The following is an 18,999-nucleotide window of genomic DNA, read 5'->3' on the forward strand; positions in this document are numbered from 1 at the left end:
GGTGTTTGTCAGACACGCCCTAGCCCGGTCTCCTTGAGTATCTGTTCCCCCATCGCCTCGTTGACGATGACCGGGGCCAGGCCGCGGTCGGTCGGCGCTCGCTCACGGCGGCTGATTCCGGAATGACATGGATCGGCCTGTATCAGCGGCGTGGCCACGAAGTCACCACCTCCGAGCAGATCGCGACGAACGTCAACACCAACCCCGTGGTGATCCGCCGCCTGCTGGGCGAGCTGCGTCAGGCTGGCCTGGCCGATTCACGGCGGGGGCGGCTGGACGCTCGCGCGGGACCTGGCGGCGATCACCTGCTCGGCGTCTACCAGGCGATCGAACCGGGACCGGTCTTCGCCCTGCATCGCGCGACACCGACCCCGAATGCGTCGTGGGCCACGGTAGTGGGCCCGCAATGACCGCCGTGTTCGACGACGTGGAGGCCGCCCTGCGTAGGGAGCTGGCCAAGACCACGCTGGAGGACGTGCTGCGGGACGTCTTGAAAGCCGCCTGATCTCAAACCGTCGACTTCCCCTGATTGAGGACGGCGCATCCCCCGCCATTGATGTAACTACAATTGTCCCACTAGCGGCCACGACGCCGGGGCGTCATTGTGCAGATGCCTTGAAAGGAGACGGTAGTGGCGGGAGGACGTAGTGAACGCTCACGCGCCGCGCCGTGCGGCGCCCGACCGGTCGTACACGTCGGCGTGTTGAAAGTGAATACGGTTATGACTGTGTTCGGCGCTATGGTGTTGCAGGAGGGGGCAACTCGGAACGCACGCGGGGCGCGTCGCCCGAGGGGAGAGTCGGACACCTACGAGCGTCGTTCAACCTCGGCGCGGCTGCGGAGTTGGACGTGCTCTTCTTGAAGTCTCAGATTCGTCTGTTCGAGAGCGAGGATCAGCTTGATGCCGGAGACATTGACGCCGGCGTCGACCAGTTCGGTGATTCGGGTGAGCACTTCGAGATCTGCGTGGCTGTAGCGGCGCCTACCGCCAGACGTTCGGCTCGGGGTGATCAGCCCGCGCTGCTCGTACAGTCTCAACGTTTGTGGGCCGACCCCAGTGAGCTCGGATATCACCGAGATTCCGAACACGCCACGCGAGCGATCCGACGATGGTTGTCGCCGGTGCTCGCGCAAATCCATGGAGTGCAAACTACCAGCCCGCGACCGACCCGCCCCCGGCAGCTCAGAGGTGTGTGCACTGTCAGTCCGAGTTGGCACACCCGGGACACCGTCGCCAGCGAGTTTCGCCCGCGGGTCTACAAAGCCTGTCTCGCTCACTGCCTCCGCCGCGAGTGGCGTTGTCCGAACTTGTTGCCCAACCACGATCGGTGGCGATCCGACTTGCCACCCGCGAAAGTACCGTCGCGGAGTCGCCGCCGCCGCACGACTACGGTTCGGCCCCACCGCATCTCAGAGTGCACACCGTGGCGTGGACACCGAACTCATCCGGGGCTCGGCGAGAGTCCGCTGAGCCGACTTAGAGAGTTCAGGTTTTACCCCGATCCGGGGCGGCGTAGACGGCGCCGACGACCGGACGTGAATGCACTGGGCCGAGGCGGACGAATACGGAAGCCGGCGATCGTCGAGAGCGTACCGCCGACGCCGAGTCCGAGTACCAACACCACGAGCAGCTGAAAGAGATTGGCGGACATGCTGGGCCTCACCTTCGCTGCGGTCGTCCCCTTCAGCCCTCACCGACACGACACGTTCCCCGAGCGTAAGGACACCAACCGAAGAGATCCATCAACTTCGCACGTTGCCGCCCATTTGTGACGTGTCCACCACTGGGCGAGGACCGAGGACAGACTTTCTGGTCTTCCTTCCGGAAGGTGCGTGGTCGGGTGGCGGGCTTCAACGGGCACAGGAGTGATGGTGCCTCGGTAGGAACACGTTCTCGCGGGACGTTGGAGGCGCGCACCGAATCTGCTGAGCGCTTAGGCTGCAGCCATGGGAATCGTGCGACTGAGTCTCAACCTTCCCGCCGGCTTGTCCGACGCCGCAGCCGTTGACGTCGCGATCGCCCACCTCGACGAGCATCTGGTCGAGAACTGGACCGACCTGACACTGCAAGCACGACTCACACTCGAGGATCCGAGCACAGTGACCCACACCTTCACGTACGGGCACGACACAGGCGCCGGTTGCTGCGAGTAGCTATCCCTCTGCATCCGGGACAAATACATCCCCGCAGCGCTCGACTACTCCGGCACATCGCCTGAAGTCACGCCGCGGCACACCCCCAGGTCGGGGTCCTTCCAGACTGACGCGGAGTTTCATCGACCGAAGTCGTCACGACTTCAATGCAGGGAGCCCATCACCTTCGTCGGTGGTCGAAGTGGCATTTACCCTCGAGTTGTGCGGTTTCGAGATGGCGCACAGCGCGGGCGTCACAGTGGTGACGAACGCGCCACGGGACGGCGCTGCGCCGGGCGACGCGGTGCCGTCCCCCATGTAGGCGTGGCACCGCGGGTGTTTCCCTCGTAGGCTCGACTGATGCCCAGAAGACGCGAACACGCAGCACGATATGCGGATGCATTGGCTGCGCTGGCGGAGGCCACGCATCATCCGGCGAACGTCGTGAACCTCGACGGCCGCTACGCGATCCGCGTCGATCTCGCGCACAACCGTTTCGTTCTCGCAGCCAACAGCATGGAGGGACTGTCGGACGATCCGGACACCTCCGGAACGTGGCTGATTCGAATCTGCCAGGAAGACGCCGGAGCACCGCTGGTGCTGGCCAGCGCATGCGATCCCTTGTTGATCGACGCCTTCGACTCCGCACTCGAGACCCTGCAGCACTCCTCGGACTGGATTCCCAGTGACGCCGAGTTCGACGAGTTCGCACGCGAAGAAGAACAACGCCAACGCCCTACGACAGTGGAGGCCGGATCTGCAGCAGCAAACACCGACCGTGAAGGCGAGTAGCGACTCAGCAAGGCAGAAACAGCCTTCCTACCTACCTCGACCGTTCTCCCGCGGACGTACGAATGCACTGGCGGTGAACCGATAAGCACCAACCAGTCGCCTGTTCGCGACTCTCGAACCCGTCGCCCGACGCGTGCCAGGCATGTCTGCCGACCCGTATCTACACTCACGGAGTGCACCCGAACGCCAAGCGGCTCACTGTCCGCAACCCGGAGCTCCGATGGGTGGCGTTGAGCGCCTGGATCCGTGCCTGGGATCCCACTCTCGACGATGAGGCTGTAGCGCAGTGGGCGAGGGGACTGGCCCGGGAAGTTGCTGCGACCGAGTCGGATCTGCTCTGGGATCCTATGGCTGACACCGTTATAGCCAAGGTGCCGATGCCGGCAAGGGAAATCGACAAGCGTCTGTGCTGCGCACTCGCCCGCTACGCCGGCATTCGCGCGAGCTTCCCGCTGTTCGGGAGAATTCCACCGGGATAGTCCTTTTGGGCCCGCATGAACGGGCTGTTTCCCGCTCCTTTCAGTCGTCATCGCAACGGGCTCGGCGTCGCCCCGTCAAGGTCTGGCCCACGTCCAGCCCTACTGCAGAGAGCTAGAACTCGCTCCGGCACATTCCTGGGCTTACCGCCACCTGCCCTTGAAATGCCCGCTCAACTGTCACGATCGACGAGGAGACCGAGGCGGACGGCTCGGGAGATTGCTTCCTTGCGGGAGTGCGCGCCGAGCTTCCTGTACAGCGACATGGTGTGTGACTTGATGGTGTGAGGGCTGACGAATCTACGCTTGGCGATCTCCGCGATCGTTCCGCCGTTCGCCAGGGCGGTAAGCACGATCGTTTTCCTGTTTCGTGAGCCGAACTGCCGGCAGGATCGGGCGGAAGACGGCAAGGTCGTCCGCTACGCGGTCGGCCTTGACTGGAAGCGGGGCCCCGAGCGTGGCGAGGCGACGCACCATCGACGGCTCGAGCAGAGCAAAAGGTAGCTGGAGTCCGTGTTGGCGCGACAAAGCTACCGCGCGCCCCAAATGCTGGAGCGCCCTCTTCCGATCTCCATTCGTGTCGGCTGCGACGGCACCGATGACCGACAGTTCCACCGCTTCTCGCGCGGAACAGCGAACGTTGGTCCAGTACTGGTCGGCCAGACTCTCGGCATCATCGGGTTCGCCTGCGAACAGATGCATCCGTGCCCGGGCTGCCACCGTCTGCGGGTGATGTGATTGTCCGACAAGATTGCGCGCCGAGTCGATTTCGCCGATCGCAAGATAGAGATTCGCGCGAACGGCATCGAGCATCGGTCCGGCTGCCGACCCTTCTCCGTGGAGCTCCGGGTAATGCTCGAGATGATGCACGATCCGTCGCAGCCCCTCGGCCGGAATGCCTGCCAGTAAGGCATGCTGGCCGACGGCATACAGCACGTGAGCCCAGTACTCTTCGCGGTCGGTTGGCGAACTGAGGTCTGTCAACATCGCCAGGGCTGATTCCGGTTCCAGACGATCCACAGCGATGAGTGCGGCGGCCACCATTCCTGCTGTCCGAACGAGCCGTTCACTCTCCTTCGACGGCAGTGGAGGATGTCGCTGTTCTTCGTCCAACCACCGCTGTGCGTCGAAACACGCACCTCGCACCGCGTACATCAGGGCCAGCTTCCCGGCTGCGTCCCGCTCGACGAACATTCCGGCGCCGGCACGGTGAGCCCGCCGAAACATCGTCGTCGCCTCGTCGGCTCGATCGACCAACTGATAGGTGATTCCGATATGAAGGTAGAGAAACGCGTACGCGTGCCGGATGCGCTCGTCCAGCTCGTCGAAGGCCGGCACCGGGGCCGCCGCAAGATCTTCACACAACGCGGCCGCATCGAGGAGTGCACCCTCGATGCGCAAGGTGATCACTCGCATCATCACCTCTGCCGGCCCAGCAGTGTCCTCCGGTGGCGCTTCGGGGGTAGCCGCAACTACCGGGACGTCGCGTGGAGTGGCGAACCGGCGATGCATGCGGCGGATCGCGTCGACTGTCGGATGGCCCTGGGCGACATGCTCGGGAATGCGGTCGATGAGTGCTTCGTCGATGGACGCGAGAAACCCGCTTGTATACAGGGTGGTCCAATGTTCACTGACTACGTCGAGGACTGTATGCCAGTCTTCGCCTTCGATCGCGATTGCCAACGCGTTGTGTGGGCAGTCGTGGTCGAGCCAGTATTCGACGAATGCCGCTCGTGCACAACGGAGGTCGTTGTGGTGGGTGGTATCGATATTGCGCAGCAGAGACTCTCGAACGGGGTCGGGATATCGCCATTGTGCGTCCGTGGCCTCGAGTTGTTCGGTGACACCGAGTCTCTCCAACACCGTGGGCAGAGTCATGTCGTCAGGAACTCCCGGAAGGGTCGCGACTAGGTCGGGAACGAGGGGGACTGCGGCGGCCGCCAGTGCGACGGTCGGCCCGAGCCGCACCAGCATCGCGTCGTTGCTGACAACGCGTGCGATCGACTCGTCGATGGTGCGGGTGAGGAAGGTGTCGCCCAGGGATCCGATGTCCGCGCCCTGCTTTTCGATCTCCACCCCGAGGGCGTCGATGATCGCGGCCAACCCCCCTGTCCTACGCGTGATCCACTGCGCCCACCTGAGGTCGTGCTCGATTCCTCGTGAACGCAGATAGGTGGATGTCTCATCGGAGGTGAAGGCAAGATCCGCGGGACCGATCAGCGTCACTGGAATGGGTCTGCCCAGGCGATGCCATGCACCGCGTACGCGACCGGTCACGACGATCCGCAGGTCAGGGCAACGACAGGCCAGTTCGCCGACGCTGTTTTCGATCCCGTCGACAACGGGAAGATCGTCCAGCACGAGACGGACGGGTCCCTCGCGAGACACGATGCCGATGCATGCAGCCTCGAACGGTGACCCGCCGTCGTTCGTCTCGTCGGCACACTCACCGCCGACAGCTGCCGAAACAGTCCTCCAATACGCGTCTGCGGAGGTATGGACGCTACCGCTGGGGACGAAGATTACGGTCGTGCCTGCAACCGGATCGGTGGCCAGCCACGAACGCACCAGCGACGTCTTTCCTGCGAACCTAGTTCCGTACACGACGGTCAGACGAGTGGAGTCCGCCAACCGAGAAAACAGTCGCGGCCGGTGCGAGATGTCATCTAGTTCGCTGTGTGAGGTGAGCACTCCAGTCTCCGACATTGATGGTGGTTCGCGCTACACCACGGGGAGGGCGGCAGATGAAATGAGCCAACCCAAGATATCACCGAAGTTGATCTTGATAGGTTTACGAGGTCGACATGTCTCGTCAGCGCCGACTCGGCTCTCGATCGGCACTACACTTCGTACGGCAAGCCCACCCTTAGTTCATCTGTCGCTCTGTGGTTGACGCTGGCCGGTTGCGGCCGCATCCGACCGTTGCAGGAAGACTCGGGTCGGCGGAGGTGACGGTGTGCGTGAGGTCCTCGACTCTCGAGAGTGACTGCCGTTGAAGAGTTGATCAGTGTCGGTGCCCCTTCCTCTTCTCCCGAGCCATCGAGTGGGGATGCTGCGCAGAGTTCGGTTGAGGCGCCGGCCCGAGTTTCGGCGGCATCGAATCCGTTCTCGGCGCTGAGGGCAAAGGGGTTTCAGGCGCTTGCCGCTACGTGTGTCGGTGTGCGGTCAGGAGAAGGTGGCCGAGTCTTTCCCGCAGTTCAGGCGGTTCCGGGTCGTGCCGGACCTGTCGGAGGATCGTTTCGGCAAGCGTTCGAAGTTTGGTGTTGGTGACCTGGGACCGCCAGGTGAGTAGGTGGAAGGCGGTCTCGGCATCGATGCCGTAGACACGGCATGAACATGCCTTTGACTTGCTCGATCGCGGCCCTGGACGCGGCAGCGTCGGCGACGCGGCTGTCGATCACTTCTTCCACGTCGATGTCTCGTGTGCCGGTCAAGTCGATGTAGAACCCCTCGGATCTGAGGCCGGTGCCGTCCTTGTCGAGCATCTTGTGGCTGATGACCATGACCGGATGTTCGTGGCCGTGGATGTCGATGATGCGGTGCCGACTGCAGAATGCCCGTCCTGATGCGATCAGAGTTTGAATCGTAGTGGCGATGCGCTCGATGTCATCAGGGTGTTTATGGCCCAGGACGAGTTCAGTGGTGACTTCCATTGCGTCCGGATATCCGTGCATGTGGGCGACTTCGGCGGACCACTGCCAAAGCTGGCTCTTGCTGAAGAAGCGAAATGATCCGACCGCGGGGGAGAGCGGCGGGGCCGCGGGTTCTGCCGAGGCGACCGGGCTTTCCACCGCGTCACTCATCTGTCAGTGATAGCACCAATCCGCGATGACCTGCCAGGAACGTGGGCATGGAGCGCCAACTGGGGAATCTGAAAACCTACTTTCCCGGCACTCTGGTGTCGGCACCGCTGTCCTTTCCTCGGCCACGGCCACTGTGGATTGCTGGGGGTGTGCTGCGTCCTCTGAGGTTGCCTCGCCGCTGTCGTAACAGGCCGGGGGTCCGCGCATGCGCCCGGCTCGTCTGGGCCGTGTTTGGAGGATTTCGAGAACTGGTCATCGGCAGGAGTGATGGGGTACACCGGCACTTTCGCACAATGAACCGAGTCGGAGGCGCGATCGTGAGCGCATCGAGATCGCCGACGCAGCAGTATCCAGCCATCTACCTGCCGCAGCCTTGAGATCGTGAAAGCCTATCCAGCAGCAGACGTTTCCCTCTTCGCCGCCTTTGCGAATGACGCTCTGTGTCCGACGAAGAAATCGGCGAGTTCGGTGTCGCCGTCGCGTTCGGCATCCTGGATGTAGGTCTCCAGCCGCAGCGCGTCGCGACGCGGCGGCACTAGAAGCGGGCCGATGTTGTCAGATCTTGGCGAGTCGGTCGACCAGCAGTGCTACTCGGCGCTCGACGTCCCCTGGCGGCAACCGCCCCGCACGGGTCAGCGTCGCCAGCCCGTGGAGGGCCGCCCAGAAGACCTCGGTGAACAGTGCCGGATGCACGCCGTCCCCGGCGATATCTTGCAGGACTTCCAGGAGAGCGGCGAAGGCATCCTTCAGTGGTTCGGGGGTGTCCTCGTTGGCGAACAGGAGGCCACCGTCGAGTTGGAACATGGCGTCGTAGACCGCTGGGTGACGCTCGGCGAAGTCGAGGTAGGCGCGGGCGAGGGCGGTGGCGCGAGTGTGGGAGTCAACCGCATGAGACGTCGCGGCCCGGACCGCCGCAGCCATTCCTGCAGCGCCCTCGAGGGCGACGGCGCCGATGATCTCGCGTTTGCCGCGGAAGTGGCTGTAGAGGACGGGCTGGCTGTATTCGATCCGCTCGGCGAGTCGGCGAGTCGTGACTGCATCCCAGCCCTCCTGCTCAGCGAGATCACGGGCCGTAGCGACGATAAGGCGCTCGCGGGCGGCCCGTTGTCGCTGCTTGCGTTCCTGTGTAGACATTTCTCGATGCTAGCAGCGCTAGACAAGTAAGCAGCGATAGGTTTAGCGTTGAACGAAAATCTAGCAGCACTAGAATTGGAGGTCATATGCTCAACGCACTAGCGGTCGCCACCACTGTGATCGTCGGGTTGATGGTAGGGGTGGAGTTTGCCGTAGCCTTCGTCATCAACCCGATCCTCAAGGGGCTTCCCGACGAAAGCCTCGTGCGAGGCCGCGCTCATGGAGGCCGGATGCTCGGCGCCGTGATGCCGTTCTGGTACATCGGCTCGCTCGTACTGACTGCAGTCTGGGCCGTCGTCGCCTGGCCTCATCACGGCGCCGTACTCGTCGTTATCGCGGCCGCACTGCTGATCCTGAGCGTGATCATGTCGCTTCTATTGCTCGTCCCGATCAACAATCGTGGGAAGACGTGGACCCCGGAGAGCCTGCCCGACAACTGGAAGGAGCAGATGAACCACTGGGACCGCTTCCACTACATCCGCGTCGCCGTCATCGTCGCGGCATTCGCGCTGCTGGCAACGGCGCTCAGCTGAGCCGGACCAGCAGCTCCGCCGACAGCCGCAACGAGGGACCTGCTAGACCATGCCGAGCTTGCGGGGCGCACGCGCTGTCGTGCCGGCCGGCCGGGTCGACCTAACCTGGTGTCTTATCGTCGCGCAGACGGATGACTTGTCGAGTTGGCGCACGCGACCTGCGCCTGGCCGAGTACACCTCAGTTCACCTCGTCAGTTGATCACGCAGGTCGTCGAGTTCGCGCCGGCGCGCGTTGTCGCGAACGATCCGCTCTCAGCGGTCCAGGGTAGCTGCGCATGAACGGGCTGCGGGAGGCGTGCCGACGGCAGTCGCACGAATTCTTCGCTGTGTCCGTGGTTGCCGCTTTCAATGCTGCTAGGCGTCGGCTGCGCTCGACTCGTCGTGGGTCGGCCTTTTGACAACATCAGAGGCTGCTGGCTTGGCGGCGCGCCTGGTGAGTAGGTAGGCCCCGCGGCATCTAGCTGTCGTCGATCGCCAATGTAGCGGCGCCGATGCCCCTGTTCCCGAAACGTTGACTATCAACGCACGCGGTGTCGTGGGCCATTCGTTGTTGGAGGGTGTGGCGGCACCCCCTGCTCGTCGCCACACCCGATAGGACGCTAGCCAGATCAAGCCGACCGCGGGCAGGCTTTCGCCCGCTGGATGAGAAGGGTTCGCACCGGAGGACGTATGGGGTGGGCAGGGCGACTGAGGTTTCCCCGAACGGTGGACACCGAGATAGCGGTACTAACGATCGCCTGAGAGTATGCCCTCATGCCCCATAAACACCCGTCGTTGACGACCGAGTAGAAGGTCGAGGCCGCCCGCAGCGTGATCGATTCCGGCCGCACCATCGCCGAGGTCGCCCGCGACCTGGGCGTGAACGCGGGGCTGCTCGCCGCTGGGCCGCGGACGATCGACGCCGTATCAACACAGCAGGCGTGATCGGTGATGAGCCGTTGACCACAGCGGAACGCACCGAACTCCCCCCCGGCTACGTAAGTAGGTCGCCGAGCAGGAAAAGGACATCGCGTTCCCGAAGAAAGCATCCGCGTAATCCGCAGCCAATCAACGAAAGTAGAGCTCTACTCGTTGATAGCTGCAGTCACTGAACGCGCCCGTCATAGTCGCGTAGCCACTGTCCACTTTCCGGGGGCCTCAGGTGCGGGGGAGGGATGCGATGTCGACCGGCGGATAAACGACACATCGGGCACGGCCGCCACCCGAACGGTGGCATTCCAGTCGACTTGCCGCAGCCCTGACCTGTACCAACCGGCCCTCGGCGGTAACACATCGAGCGAAGTCGATTGGACAAATACTCGCGCATTGAAAGCTGGCGATGGGCTATCTGGCCCACACGTCGGACGATGCGATCGCCTACGTACGTTGTCATCCCCTGCAACGCCTAGGGAATCAGCGAGTCACCCCGAAACCTCTGCTGATCGACTTTTGTCGCAGAGAGCCGCCCCGTTGCGGCCGGACTCCTCCCCGCTTCGCAGGCGCAAAGCCCCGGTCAGGGCGTCCACGCGGTCGCGGGTGCAGCGAAATCACGGCGACGGGTTCGGTCTCACAAGGAGACGAAAAACCCTGGCGTGAAGATTGTTACGAAAGGTCGACCCCGTGGCGTAGCGCAGCTGCGAGTACCTCTGCACTGTGCCGAGGATGCGATCCGGGTTCCAAATCGCGAATCTGGGTGCGACAGCTGAAGCCGTCAGCGAGGACGAGGGTGTCGGGTTCGGACTTGCGGATGGCGGGCATCACTTTGTCCTCGGCGCATGCGACGGACACGTCGTAGTGACCGGCTTCGAACCCGAAATTCCCGGCCAGGCCACAGCATCCGGCATCGAGCACTCCGACATCGATGCCGGCGGCGGTGAGAGCGTCGCGGTCGTGGGTGTAGCCGAGGACGGCGTGCTGGTGGCAGTGCGGCTGGACGATCGCCGCGCGGTGTAGTGCCGGGGGATGCCAGTCGGGGGCGTACCGTGCCAGCACTTCACCTAGTGTGTAGGTCTGTTGTGCAAGTCGGCGCGCATCCTCGTCGCCGGGTAGCAGGTCGGGGAGATCCGAGCGGAAGACGGCGGCGCAGCTCGGTTCGAGTACGACGATCGGGGTACCCACCCGCAGGTGCGGGCCGAGTACGGCGAGTGTGCGGTGCAGGATACGCGCGGCCACGCCGAGTTGCCCGGTCGATATCCACGTCAGCCCGCAGCACACGGTCCGGTCGGGTACCTCGACGTCGAAGCCGGCGGAGCGAAGAACGGCAACCGCGGAGTGCGCGACGTGCGGGTCGAAGTTGTTGGCGAACGTGTCGGGCCACAGCACGACCCGACCGCGGTACACCCCTGTGGGATCGGGCCGGAACGACTCGGTGAAGCGCTCGCGCGCGAAGGACGGCAGGGGCCGCCGGGGGTCGACGCCCGCGGCTCGCGCGGCCACCTTCGACATTCCCGGCGTGTGCGTGAGGACGTTCACCGCGCGGGGCGCAAACGCGGCGGCCCGGGCCCACAGCGGCAACCAGCCCATCGAGTAGTGGGACATCGGCCGCAACCGGTGCTGGTAGTGGTGGTACAGGAACTCCGCTTTGTACGTCGCCATGTCGACACTCACCGGACAGTCCCGCTTGCAACCCTTGCAGGCCAGGCACAGGTCCAACGCATCGCGGACTTCGGTCGAGCGCCAGCCGTCGGTGATGACGTCGCCCTCGACCATTTCGAACAGTAGACGGGCCCGGCCTCGGGTCGAGTGTTCCTCCTCGCGGGTCACGCGGTAGCTGGGGCACATCACCCCGGATTCGTGGCCGCGACACTTGCCGACGCCGACACATCTGGCCGCGGCACGGCTGAACCGGTGGTCGTCTTCGCCGTACGTGAACTGGGTGCTGGGTTCCCACGGTCGGTACGCCGCGCCCTGGCGCAGGTGCGAGTCGAGTGCGTTCGGGTGCACGACCTTGCCTGGGTTCATCCGGTTGGCGGGATCGAACAGCGCCTTGAGTTCTTCGAAGGCGCCGACGAGATGTTCGCCGAACATGATCGGGAGAAGTTCGCCGCGGGACTGGCCGTCACCGTGTTCGCCGGAGAGCGAACCGCCGTAGCGCACGACGAGTCGGGCGCTGTCCTCCGCGAACCGCCGGTATTTCGCCACTCCATCGGCAGTGCGGAGATCGAACGGAATCCGGGTGTGCACGCAGCCCTGTCCGAAATGCCCGTATAGCGAGGCGGTTCCGTAGTCGTATCGGTCCAGTAGGTCGCGAAAGTCGCGGAGGTAGTTGCCGAGCTGGTCCGGTGGCACCGCGGCGTCTTCCCAACCCTCGTGTGTCTCGGGGTCGTTCGGGGGATATGCCGTCGCTCCCAGGCCGGCCTCGCGTGCCTCCCACACCTGCTTCTTCTGCATGGGGTCGTCGAGGATGGTGGTGTGGTCGGTGAGGTTCTGTTCGGCGTGCTCGACGAGGTCGTGTGCTTTGCGGTCGGCTTCTTCCTGGCTGTCGCCGTCGAACTGGACCATCAGCCATGAAGTTCCGGACGGTAGTTGGCGCAGTGCCTTCTCCGCGAGATGCTTGCTGTGCTCGAGTTCGACCAGGCGGTGGTCGAGTCCTTCGAGCGCGGCGGGCTGATGCTGTAGGACGGCAGGAACCGCGTCCGCGGCAGCGGCGATGTCGTCGAAGCCGAGCACGGCGAGCGCGTTCGCCGGCGGACGGCGGACGAGCTGTAGTTCGACGCGCAGAACCGTCACGAGCGTGCTTTCGCTGCCCACGAGCGCCTTCGCCACCTGGAAGCCGTTCTCGGGCAGGAGCGAATCGAGGTTGTATCCCGACACCCTTCGCGGGATGTCGGGAAAGCGGGCGCGTACCTCGTCGCCATAACGGTCCGCCAGCTCGCGCAGCCCCCGGTACAGCTCGGCGCGGCGGTCGGCAGAGGCGGTGATCCGGGCATACTCGTCGTCGGAGGTCGCCGCGACCCACATCCGGGTGCCGTCGTAGGTGAGCACCTCCAGCCGACGCACGCTGTCGGACATCTTTCCGTACGCCTGCGCGGTCGACCCGCACGAGTTGTTGCCGACCATGCCCCCGATCGTGCAACTGACATGGGTCGACGGTCGGGGCCCGACCATCCAGCCCGTCGGCTCGAGTTCGTCGTCCAGGCCGTCGAGAGCGATGCCCGGTTCCACGATCGCAACCCCGGCGTCTGGGTCCACCGAGACCACCCGTGTGCAGTACTTGCTCCAGTCCAGCACGACGGCTGCGTTGCAGCACTGGCCGGCCAGGCTCGTGCCGCCTCCGCGGGACAGGACGGGAACGTCCAAGTCGCGGCACACCTCGACCGCGGTGACCGCGGCATCCACGGTGCGCGGTATCACGACACCGATCGGAATCTGCCGGTAGTTCGACGCGTCGGTGGAATACGTTGCGCGTGACCCGTCGTCGAAGCGGACCTCGCCGTCCACGCGGTCGTGGAGTTGCTCGGCGAGGCGCCGGAACAGCACTGCTGTCATGACCGTTCAACTTCCTTTGTGGGGCAGGAACTCTTGAGCCTTCGTCTTGATCCCTGTCTTGATGAACCCCCACGCGTTCTCGTCGCCGCCGAGAACGGCGGCGGTCGCGTCCTTGAATTGCTCCCACGTCGCGTGCGGCGGGATGGGTGGCATGTCGGGGTCGGTGTGGACGTCGAGCACGGTGGGTCGATCCGCGGTCAGCGCCCGCTCCCATGCGCCGCTGATCGAGTCGGGGTCGTCGACGGTGATCCCCTGCAGACCCAGGCCCGCGGCGAACGCGGCGTAGTCGACGTCGGGCAGGGTCTGCGACTCGGTGAACTTCGGTGCGCCGGCCATGGCCCGCATCTCCCACGTCACCTGATTGAGATCGTTGTTGTGCAGAACCGCGACGATCAGGCGCGGATCCGACCACTCCTGCCAGTACCGCTTGATCGTCACCAGTTCGGCCATCCCGTTCATCTGCATCGCACCGTCGCCGGCGAACACGATCGCCGGCCGGCCCGGGTGGGCGAACTTCGCGCCGATGCCGTACGGGACACCGGGACCCATCGTCGCGAGCGTCCCGGACAGTGAGCCGCGTATGTGTCCCCGAAAACGGAGTTGGCGCGCATACCAATTGGCCGCCGATCCCGAATCGGCGGTGACGATCGCGTCATCGGGCAGGATCGGCGAGAGTTCGGAGAACAATTGCAGCGGGTTGACCGGGTCGGCCGCGACCTGCGCCTGCATCTCCATCGTCTCCCACCAGCGCGCAACGTCGGACTCGATCTTCTCGCGCCACGACCGATCCTGTTTCCGCTCGAGGCGCGGGATCAGGGCGCGCAACGCGGTGCGTGCGTCGGCGACGAGGTTCACCTCGTTGGGGTACCGCATGCCGACGAAACGCGCGTCGACGTCGATCTGAACTCCGCGGGCCTGGTCGTACTCGGGCATGAACTGGCTGTACGGAAAGCTCGAACCCACGGTCAGCAGGGTGTCGCACCCACTCATCATCTCGTAGCTCGGCCGGGTGCCGAGCAAACCGATGGACCCTGTGACCCAGGGCAGTTCGTCCGACAGCACGTCCTTGCCCAACAGAGCCTTCGCGGCGCCCGCGCCGAGTAGGTCGGCCACCTCGGCGAGTTCGGCGTGGGCCCCGCGCGCCCCGGTGCCGACCAGCATCGCGACCTTGGAGCCGGCGTTGAGGACGTCGGCGGCCCGTCGGATCGCGTCGTCGTCCGGAGCGATCCGCGGAAGTTCGAAGCCGAGGCTCGACGGCACCATCTTGAAGTCGTGGGTGGGCGGGGAGTACGGCAGTTCCTGCACGTCACCGGGGATGATCACGGCCGTCGGCGCGCGTTGTGAGAGCGCGGTGCGGATTGCCCGGTCGAGGACGTTCGGTAGCTGTTCGGGGACGTTCACGGTCTGTACGTAGTCGGCCGCGACGTCCTTGTACAGGCTGGCGAGGTCCACCTCCTGCTGATAGGAACCGCCCATCGCGCTCCGATTCGTCTGCCCGACGATCGCGACCACCGGGACATGGTCGAGCTTGGCGTCGTAGAGGCCGTTGAGGAGGTGGATCGCGCCCGGGCCGGACGTGGCCATGCACACTCCGAACCGGCCCGAGAACTTCGCGTATCCGACGGCTTCGAAGGCACACATCTCCTCGTGCCTGGCCTGGACGAACTTGGGATGGTTGTCGGCTCTTCCCCACGCGGCGAGGATCCCGTTGATGCCGTCGCCGGCGTACGCGAAGACATGCTCGATATCCCACGCCCGCAGTCGTTCCAACAGGTAGTCGGCAACGTTCTGGCTGGCCATCGCGACCTCCTTCGATGTGAATCGTCCTGCCAGGCGGTCGTTTCGGACCGGTCGGTGTCGGGTACCCCCGCGTGTGCGCGGGCAAACGACGGACGCGGTGGTGCGAAAGGAGTGCTCCGATGGGTGACGGGACTATCGGCGGCGAATTCGCGCCGCACGTGCTGCGGGAGTACTCCTTCATCGCAGACGGCGAGCGCGGCGCGCTGATCGGCCCCCGCGGTGATCTGGTCTGGATGTGCGCGCCGTCGTGGGATTCCGATGCCGTGTTCTGCTCCCTTCTCGGAGGGGTGAGCGAGTATGTCGTGGCGCCCACGACCACGCGTTACACATGGGGCGGCTACTACGAGGACGGCACGCTCATTTGGCACAGCCGGTGGGTCACCACCAGTGGCGCCACGGAATGTCGAGCGGCCCTGGCCCTCCCGGGGGAGGCAAAGCGGGCAGTCGTGCTGCGCAGGGTCGTCGCGGTGGACAGTGACGCGGAAGTGAGGGTAGCGCTGACCCCGCGGGCGGGGTTCGACGTGCACCAGGCCCACGAGTGCGGTGTTCGTGACGGTGTGTGGACGCTCCGTACCGGAGATCTGCACCTGCGCTTGTCGGGCATACCGGACGGCCACTTTCGTGATGGTCGGCTCGAGGCGGTCGTGGCGGTGCCGCGTGGAGGGTACCGCGATCTCGTTCTCGAGATCGCCTGCGGCGAGCCGCAGGATTCGCCGGTCGACGCTGTATCGGCCTGGGCAAGGACCGAACGGACGTGGCGAGCCGACGTTCCGGCAGTGGAGGGCACCCTCGCGGACCGGGACGCGCGGCACGCGTACGCGGTGTTGCGGGGATTGACCTCGTCCGGGGGCGGGATGGTCGCGGCCGCGACGACGGCGCTTCCCGAGCGGGCCGAGCAGGGCCGGAACTACGACTATCGGTACTGCTGGATCCGTGACCAGTGTTACGCGGGGGTGGCGGTGAGCGCGGCTGGGTCGTATCGGTTGCTCGATGATGCGGTGCACTTCGTCTCGGCCCGACTGTTGGACGCTGGACCGGGTTTGGTGCCGGCCTACCGCATCGACGGGCGCGCGGTGCCCACCGAACGGCATCTCGACCTGCCCGGCTATCCCGGTGGTACCGGGATCGTGGGCAACTGGGTCAACCAGCAGTTTCAGCTCGATGTGTTCGGAGAGGCGTTGCTGTTGTTCGCGGCTGCCGATCAGTGGGACCGACTGGACCGGGACGTGTGGCGGGCAGTGGAGATCGCGGCTGGGGCGATCGAGCAGCGGTGGACGGAGCCCGATGCCGGGATCTGGGAGATCGACAACGAAGACTGGACGCACTCGCGACTGGTGTGCGTGGCCGGTCTGCGGGCTGCCGCACGGATCGCGCCGGCTCGGCAGTCGGCGCAGTGGACCATGCTGGCCGACCGCGTCCTCGCCGACACGTCGGCACGGTGCCTCGATCGGCGCACCGGCGTGTGGCGGCGCAGCCCCGACGACGACCGTGTCGATGTGGCCCTGCTGCTGCCGGCGATCAGGGGCGCTGTCGCGGCATCGGATCCGCGCACCGTGAACACGCTCGGGGCGGTGCGCCGCGACCTTACCCAGGACGGATATGTCTATCGCTATAGGCATCGGGGCCGCGAACTTGCAGATGCCGAGGGGGCGTTCCTACTGTGCGGCTACGTCATGGCGTTGGCCGATGACCAGCAGGGTGATGCGTGGCGGGCGGTGCGGTGGTTCGAACGCAACCGCGCGGCTTGCGGGCCGCCCGGTCTGTTCACCGAGGAGTTCGACGTCATCGAACGGCAGATGCGCGGTGACCTGCCGCAGGCATTCGTCCACGCGATGCTGTTCGAGACCGCCCACCGGCTCACAGATCCGCGAAGCTGACGAGGTTTGCAGACACGTCGGTGGGGTAGTCGATACGCGCGACAGGAGGATGGAGTCGGCATGGGAAAGCTGACCGGGAAACGGTTCGCGCTTCTGCTCACGGGTCCGGCGAGCGCTGCGAAGCTGCGTGTACGGGAGGCAGTGGAAGACGAGTTGACCGGAGCGGGCGCCGCCGTCGACCGTGTGCAGGGCAGCGGGCTCGACGCGTCCAGCTACGACGGCCTGCTGGCATTGGGTGGCCGACCCGACACAACCGACCCGATCATCGCGTTCGTGCGCGCATTCTTCGCGCAAGGGAAACCCGTCGCAGTCCTCGGCGAGGCAGTCCATCTGCTGCTCGACGCCGGCGTCCTGCGGAACCGCACCGTGAGCTGCACCGAATCGCTGCGCCCGCAGATCCTCGATGCCGGAGCCAACTGCGTCGCCTACCCGGTAGTCGCCGACCACGGGCTCGTCACCGGCGCCAGCGCGGACGACGCGCAGGCCTTCGCGACCCGCACGATCACCGAATTTGCGCTGGCGCCCGAGAACCCCCACGACCCGCGTTCGACGGCGCCGCCGTGAGCCGCCCCGCACCGATCTGGCGGGTAGTGCTGCCATGGGTCGCCGCGCTCGCATGTCTGGTGTCCTGCGCCGCACCGGGAGAGGAACTCGAAGCCGTCGACGCGGTCACCGTCGACCGGATGGCCACCGCGCTGCATGCGCCGCTGTGGTCGTTTCAGTACGGGAAGCTTCTTGGTGTGACCGACGACGGCCGAATCGCAGCGGTGGAAGGCCTCGCGTCCGGCGGCGGTGAGGCGGACACCGCATTGTCAGCGCCGCTGGCTGATATGGGCCGCAACATCGAGATCTCTCCGCTCGACGAATCGACGCTGCTGGTACCGCAGCCCCGTGCCGGGAGCGTCGCCCGACTCGACATCGCCGACCTGTCGGTAACCGACGCCCTCGACGCGGGCCCCGAACCGGACGTGCTGGCGCTCGACTCGGGCTCGCGCACTTTGCTGTCGCTGAGCGCGGACGCGTCAACGGTTACGCCAGTGGATCTGCACCGGGACCGACTGTTGCCTGCGACGCGGGTCGACGCCCGGCCCGGCGCGCTGGTGCAGGGCGCGGCCCGCGGCCGTCAACTCGACTTCCACGTCGTGGACGACTCCGCTGTCACCCACTACCAGGGCGTGGATCCGCCCGTCGGATCCGTCGGGCGGCTCACGCCGGGTGCGGCGGCCGTGGCGGGCGACAGGGCGAAGGTGAGTCGGGTCTACATAGGACCGGCTGGCACAGGAAAGGTGCTGGCGGTCGACTCCGATTCGGACGGAAAGGGTCTGAAGGTGGTGGGCACCGCTGATCTGGGGGAGGACGTGCAGTTCCTCGCCACCGATGACACGCGCATCTATGCGGTGACCGATCGGCGCGTGGTCGTGCTCGAAACTCACAGCTTCGACGGTTACGCCGGAAGTACGATCCCTGTGATTCGGGACTTCGACTATCGCGCAGCGCTTTCCGGCGAGGCGAAGGATGCGCCGGTGGCGGGTGTGACCGTGGCCGCCCACCGGGTCTTTCTCACGTTCTCGGGTGCGCCGTGGGTGGTCGGAGTCGCAAAGCCGCGAGTGTGAGGGGTGAGGCGATGGCCGGGTCCGCCGACGGTGTCGAAGCCGATCTCGACGTGCTGTTCGCCATGGTGGCAGCATTACGCGCACTTGCCGACGACCCACGCCGCAACGCAGATCCCGGCCGCGTCTACACCCTCGCGGTCGAATGGGGAACAATGATGGCGGGCCGGTTTCCACGATTGCACTATTACTTCGAGCGGGGTGCACTCACCGACGACCAGCGCCGACGCTACGGCGACCTGTTGGCACAACTCGACGCCGTCACCGATCTCGTCGACCGCTTCGGGCTGTCCCGACCCGTGATCCGCTGACACGAAAATCGCTGGCCGTCAGCCGGATTCCGGTGCGGGGACGCGGACAATTCGGTGTGCGG

Annotated in this window: 15 protein-coding genes and 1 pseudogene; 8 read left to right on the top strand and 8 right to left on the bottom strand. The window is 65.4% G+C overall.

Annotated features, from left to right (window positions below; translation table 11 throughout):
• Positions 1-122 precede the first annotated feature (122 nt).
• On the top strand, positions 123-410 hold the full coding sequence (locus ABEU20_RS01780) for an Rrf2 family transcriptional regulator (protein ID WP_420162676.1): 288 nt from the start codon (positions 123-125) through the stop codon (positions 408-410).
• 397 nt (positions 411-807) lie between these two features.
• Here ABEU20_RS01780 and ABEU20_RS01785 read toward each other — a convergent pair whose 3' ends face one another.
• Entirely contained in the window at positions 808-1,140 is a 333-nt protein-coding gene (locus ABEU20_RS01785; RefSeq protein ID WP_420162677.1) for a MerR family transcriptional regulator, read from the bottom strand.
• Positions 1,141-1,947: 807 nt separating this feature from the next.
• Here ABEU20_RS01785 and ABEU20_RS01790 point away from each other — a divergent pair.
• Both ABEU20_RS01790 and ABEU20_RS01795 read left to right on the top strand, forming a co-directional pair.
• Positions 1,948-2,154 (top strand): hypothetical protein, encoded by a 207-nt coding sequence (locus tag ABEU20_RS01790; RefSeq protein ID WP_420162678.1) that lies wholly within the window; start codon positions 1,948-1,950, stop codon positions 2,152-2,154.
• A gap of 339 nt (positions 2,155-2,493) precedes the next feature.
• Complete coding sequence (locus ABEU20_RS01795) at positions 2,494-2,925, top strand: hypothetical protein (RefSeq protein ID WP_420162679.1); 432 nt, start codon at positions 2,494-2,496, stop codon at positions 2,923-2,925.
• A 649-nt stretch (positions 2,926-3,574) separates the two neighbouring features.
• On the opposite strand, the gene ABEU20_RS01800 is transcribed toward ABEU20_RS01795, so the two are convergent.
• The 5 genes and pseudogenes from ABEU20_RS01800 to ABEU20_RS01820 form a co-directional block, all read right to left on the bottom strand.
• Positions 3,575-3,754 (bottom strand): response regulator transcription factor, encoded by a 180-nt coding sequence (locus ABEU20_RS01800; RefSeq protein ID WP_420162680.1) that lies wholly within the window; start codon positions 3,752-3,754, stop codon positions 3,575-3,577.
• Positions 3,702-5,969, bottom strand: a complete 2,268-nt coding sequence (locus ABEU20_RS01805) for a hypothetical protein (RefSeq protein WP_420162681.1) — start codon at positions 5,967-5,969, stop codon at positions 3,702-3,704. The genes ABEU20_RS01800 and ABEU20_RS01805 overlap by 53 nt, the downstream gene beginning before the upstream one ends.
• A gap of 577 nt (positions 5,970-6,546) precedes the next feature.
• The gene (locus ABEU20_RS01810; RefSeq protein WP_420163122.1) at positions 6,547-6,777 is read right to left on the bottom strand and encodes an ANTAR domain-containing protein; all 231 of its coding nucleotides are present in this window, start codon (positions 6,775-6,777) and stop codon (positions 6,547-6,549) included.
• 82 nt (positions 6,778-6,859) lie between these two features.
• Positions 6,860-7,204 (bottom strand): annotated as a pseudogene (locus tag ABEU20_RS01815) (PAS domain-containing protein); the annotation flags it as partial.
• A gap of 555 nt (positions 7,205-7,759) precedes the next feature.
• Positions 7,760-8,338, bottom strand: coding sequence for a TetR/AcrR family transcriptional regulator (locus ABEU20_RS01820; RefSeq protein ID WP_420162682.1), 579 nt, complete (start codon positions 8,336-8,338; stop codon positions 7,760-7,762).
• 86 nt (positions 8,339-8,424) lie between these two features.
• Between ABEU20_RS01820 and ABEU20_RS01825 the strand changes: the two genes are divergently transcribed.
• Positions 8,425-8,871: an anthrone oxygenase family protein gene (locus tag ABEU20_RS01825; protein ID WP_420162683.1), complete on the top strand. Its 447-nt coding sequence runs from the start codon at positions 8,425-8,427 to the stop codon at positions 8,869-8,871.
• Positions 8,872-10,453: 1,582 nt separating this feature from the next.
• Here ABEU20_RS01825 and ABEU20_RS01830 read toward each other — a convergent pair.
• A complete protein-coding gene (locus ABEU20_RS01830) occupies positions 10,454-13,339 on the bottom strand; it encodes an FAD-binding and (Fe-S)-binding domain-containing protein (RefSeq protein ID WP_420162684.1) in 2,886 nt (961 codons plus the stop codon).
• Positions 13,340-13,345: 6 nt separating this feature from the next.
• Positions 13,346-15,139: a thiamine pyrophosphate-requiring protein gene (locus ABEU20_RS01835; RefSeq protein ID WP_420162685.1), complete on the bottom strand. Its 1,794-nt coding sequence runs from the start codon at positions 15,137-15,139 to the stop codon at positions 13,346-13,348.
• 119 nt (positions 15,140-15,258) lie between these two features.
• Here ABEU20_RS01835 and ABEU20_RS01840 point away from each other — a divergent pair, with 119 nt between their 5' ends.
• The 4 genes from ABEU20_RS01840 (at position 15,259) to ABEU20_RS01855 (ending at position 18,937) form a co-directional block, all read left to right on the top strand.
• Positions 15,259-17,016 carry a glycoside hydrolase family 15 protein gene (locus ABEU20_RS01840; protein ID WP_420162686.1) on the top strand — a complete coding sequence of 586 codons (1,758 nt, stop codon included), beginning with the start codon at positions 15,259-15,261 and terminating at the stop codon, positions 17,014-17,016.
• Between the two features lie 60 nt (positions 17,017-17,076).
• On the top strand, positions 17,077-17,580 hold the full coding sequence (locus ABEU20_RS01845; RefSeq protein ID WP_420162687.1) for a DJ-1/PfpI family protein: 504 nt from the start codon (positions 17,077-17,079) through the stop codon (positions 17,578-17,580).
• A 119-nt stretch (positions 17,581-17,699) separates the two neighbouring features.
• Entirely contained in the window at positions 17,700-18,629 is a 930-nt protein-coding gene (locus tag ABEU20_RS01850; RefSeq protein ID WP_420162688.1) for a YncE family protein, read from the top strand.
• 11 nt (positions 18,630-18,640) lie between these two features.
• A complete protein-coding gene (locus tag ABEU20_RS01855) occupies positions 18,641-18,937 on the top strand; it encodes a hypothetical protein (RefSeq protein ID WP_420162689.1) in 297 nt (98 codons plus the stop codon).
• Positions 18,938-18,999: the final 62 nt, after the last annotated feature.

Origin of the sequence: Rhodococcus parequi (assembly GCF_046042785.1) — a bacterium.
GTDB classification, from domain to species: domain Bacteria; phylum Actinomycetota; class Actinomycetes; order Mycobacteriales; family Mycobacteriaceae; genus Prescottella; species Prescottella parequi.

Excerpts from the sequence above, each read along its gene's own strand:
- ABEU20_RS01780 (WP_420162676.1), top strand. The coding sequence starts at position 123 with ATGACATGGATCGGCCTGTATCAGCGGCGTGGCCACGAAGTCACCACC.
- ABEU20_RS01785 (WP_420162677.1), bottom strand. The coding sequence starts at position 1,140 with ATGGATTTGCGCGAGCACCGGCGACAACCATCGTCGGATCGCTCGCGT.
- ABEU20_RS01790 (WP_420162678.1), top strand. The coding sequence starts at position 1,948 with ATGGGAATCGTGCGACTGAGTCTCAACCTTCCCGCCGGCTTGTCCGAC.
- ABEU20_RS01795 (WP_420162679.1), top strand. The coding sequence starts at position 2,494 with ATGCCCAGAAGACGCGAACACGCAGCACGATATGCGGATGCATTGGCT.
- ABEU20_RS01820 (WP_420162682.1), bottom strand. The coding sequence starts at position 8,338 with ATGTCTACACAGGAACGCAAGCAGCGACAACGGGCCGCCCGCGAGCGC.
- ABEU20_RS01825 (WP_420162683.1), top strand. The coding sequence starts at position 8,425 with ATGCTCAACGCACTAGCGGTCGCCACCACTGTGATCGTCGGGTTGATG.
- ABEU20_RS01830 (WP_420162684.1), bottom strand. The coding sequence starts at position 13,339 with ATGACAGCAGTGCTGTTCCGGCGCCTCGCCGAGCAACTCCACGACCGC.
- ABEU20_RS01835 (WP_420162685.1), bottom strand. The coding sequence starts at position 15,139 with ATGGCCAGCCAGAACGTTGCCGACTACCTGTTGGAACGACTGCGGGCG.
- ABEU20_RS01840 (WP_420162686.1), top strand. The coding sequence starts at position 15,259 with ATGGGTGACGGGACTATCGGCGGCGAATTCGCGCCGCACGTGCTGCGG.
- ABEU20_RS01845 (WP_420162687.1), top strand. The coding sequence starts at position 17,077 with ATGGGAAAGCTGACCGGGAAACGGTTCGCGCTTCTGCTCACGGGTCCG.
- ABEU20_RS01850 (WP_420162688.1), top strand. The coding sequence starts at position 17,700 with ATGGCCACCGCGCTGCATGCGCCGCTGTGGTCGTTTCAGTACGGGAAG.
- ABEU20_RS01855 (WP_420162689.1), top strand. The coding sequence starts at position 18,641 with ATGGCCGGGTCCGCCGACGGTGTCGAAGCCGATCTCGACGTGCTGTTC.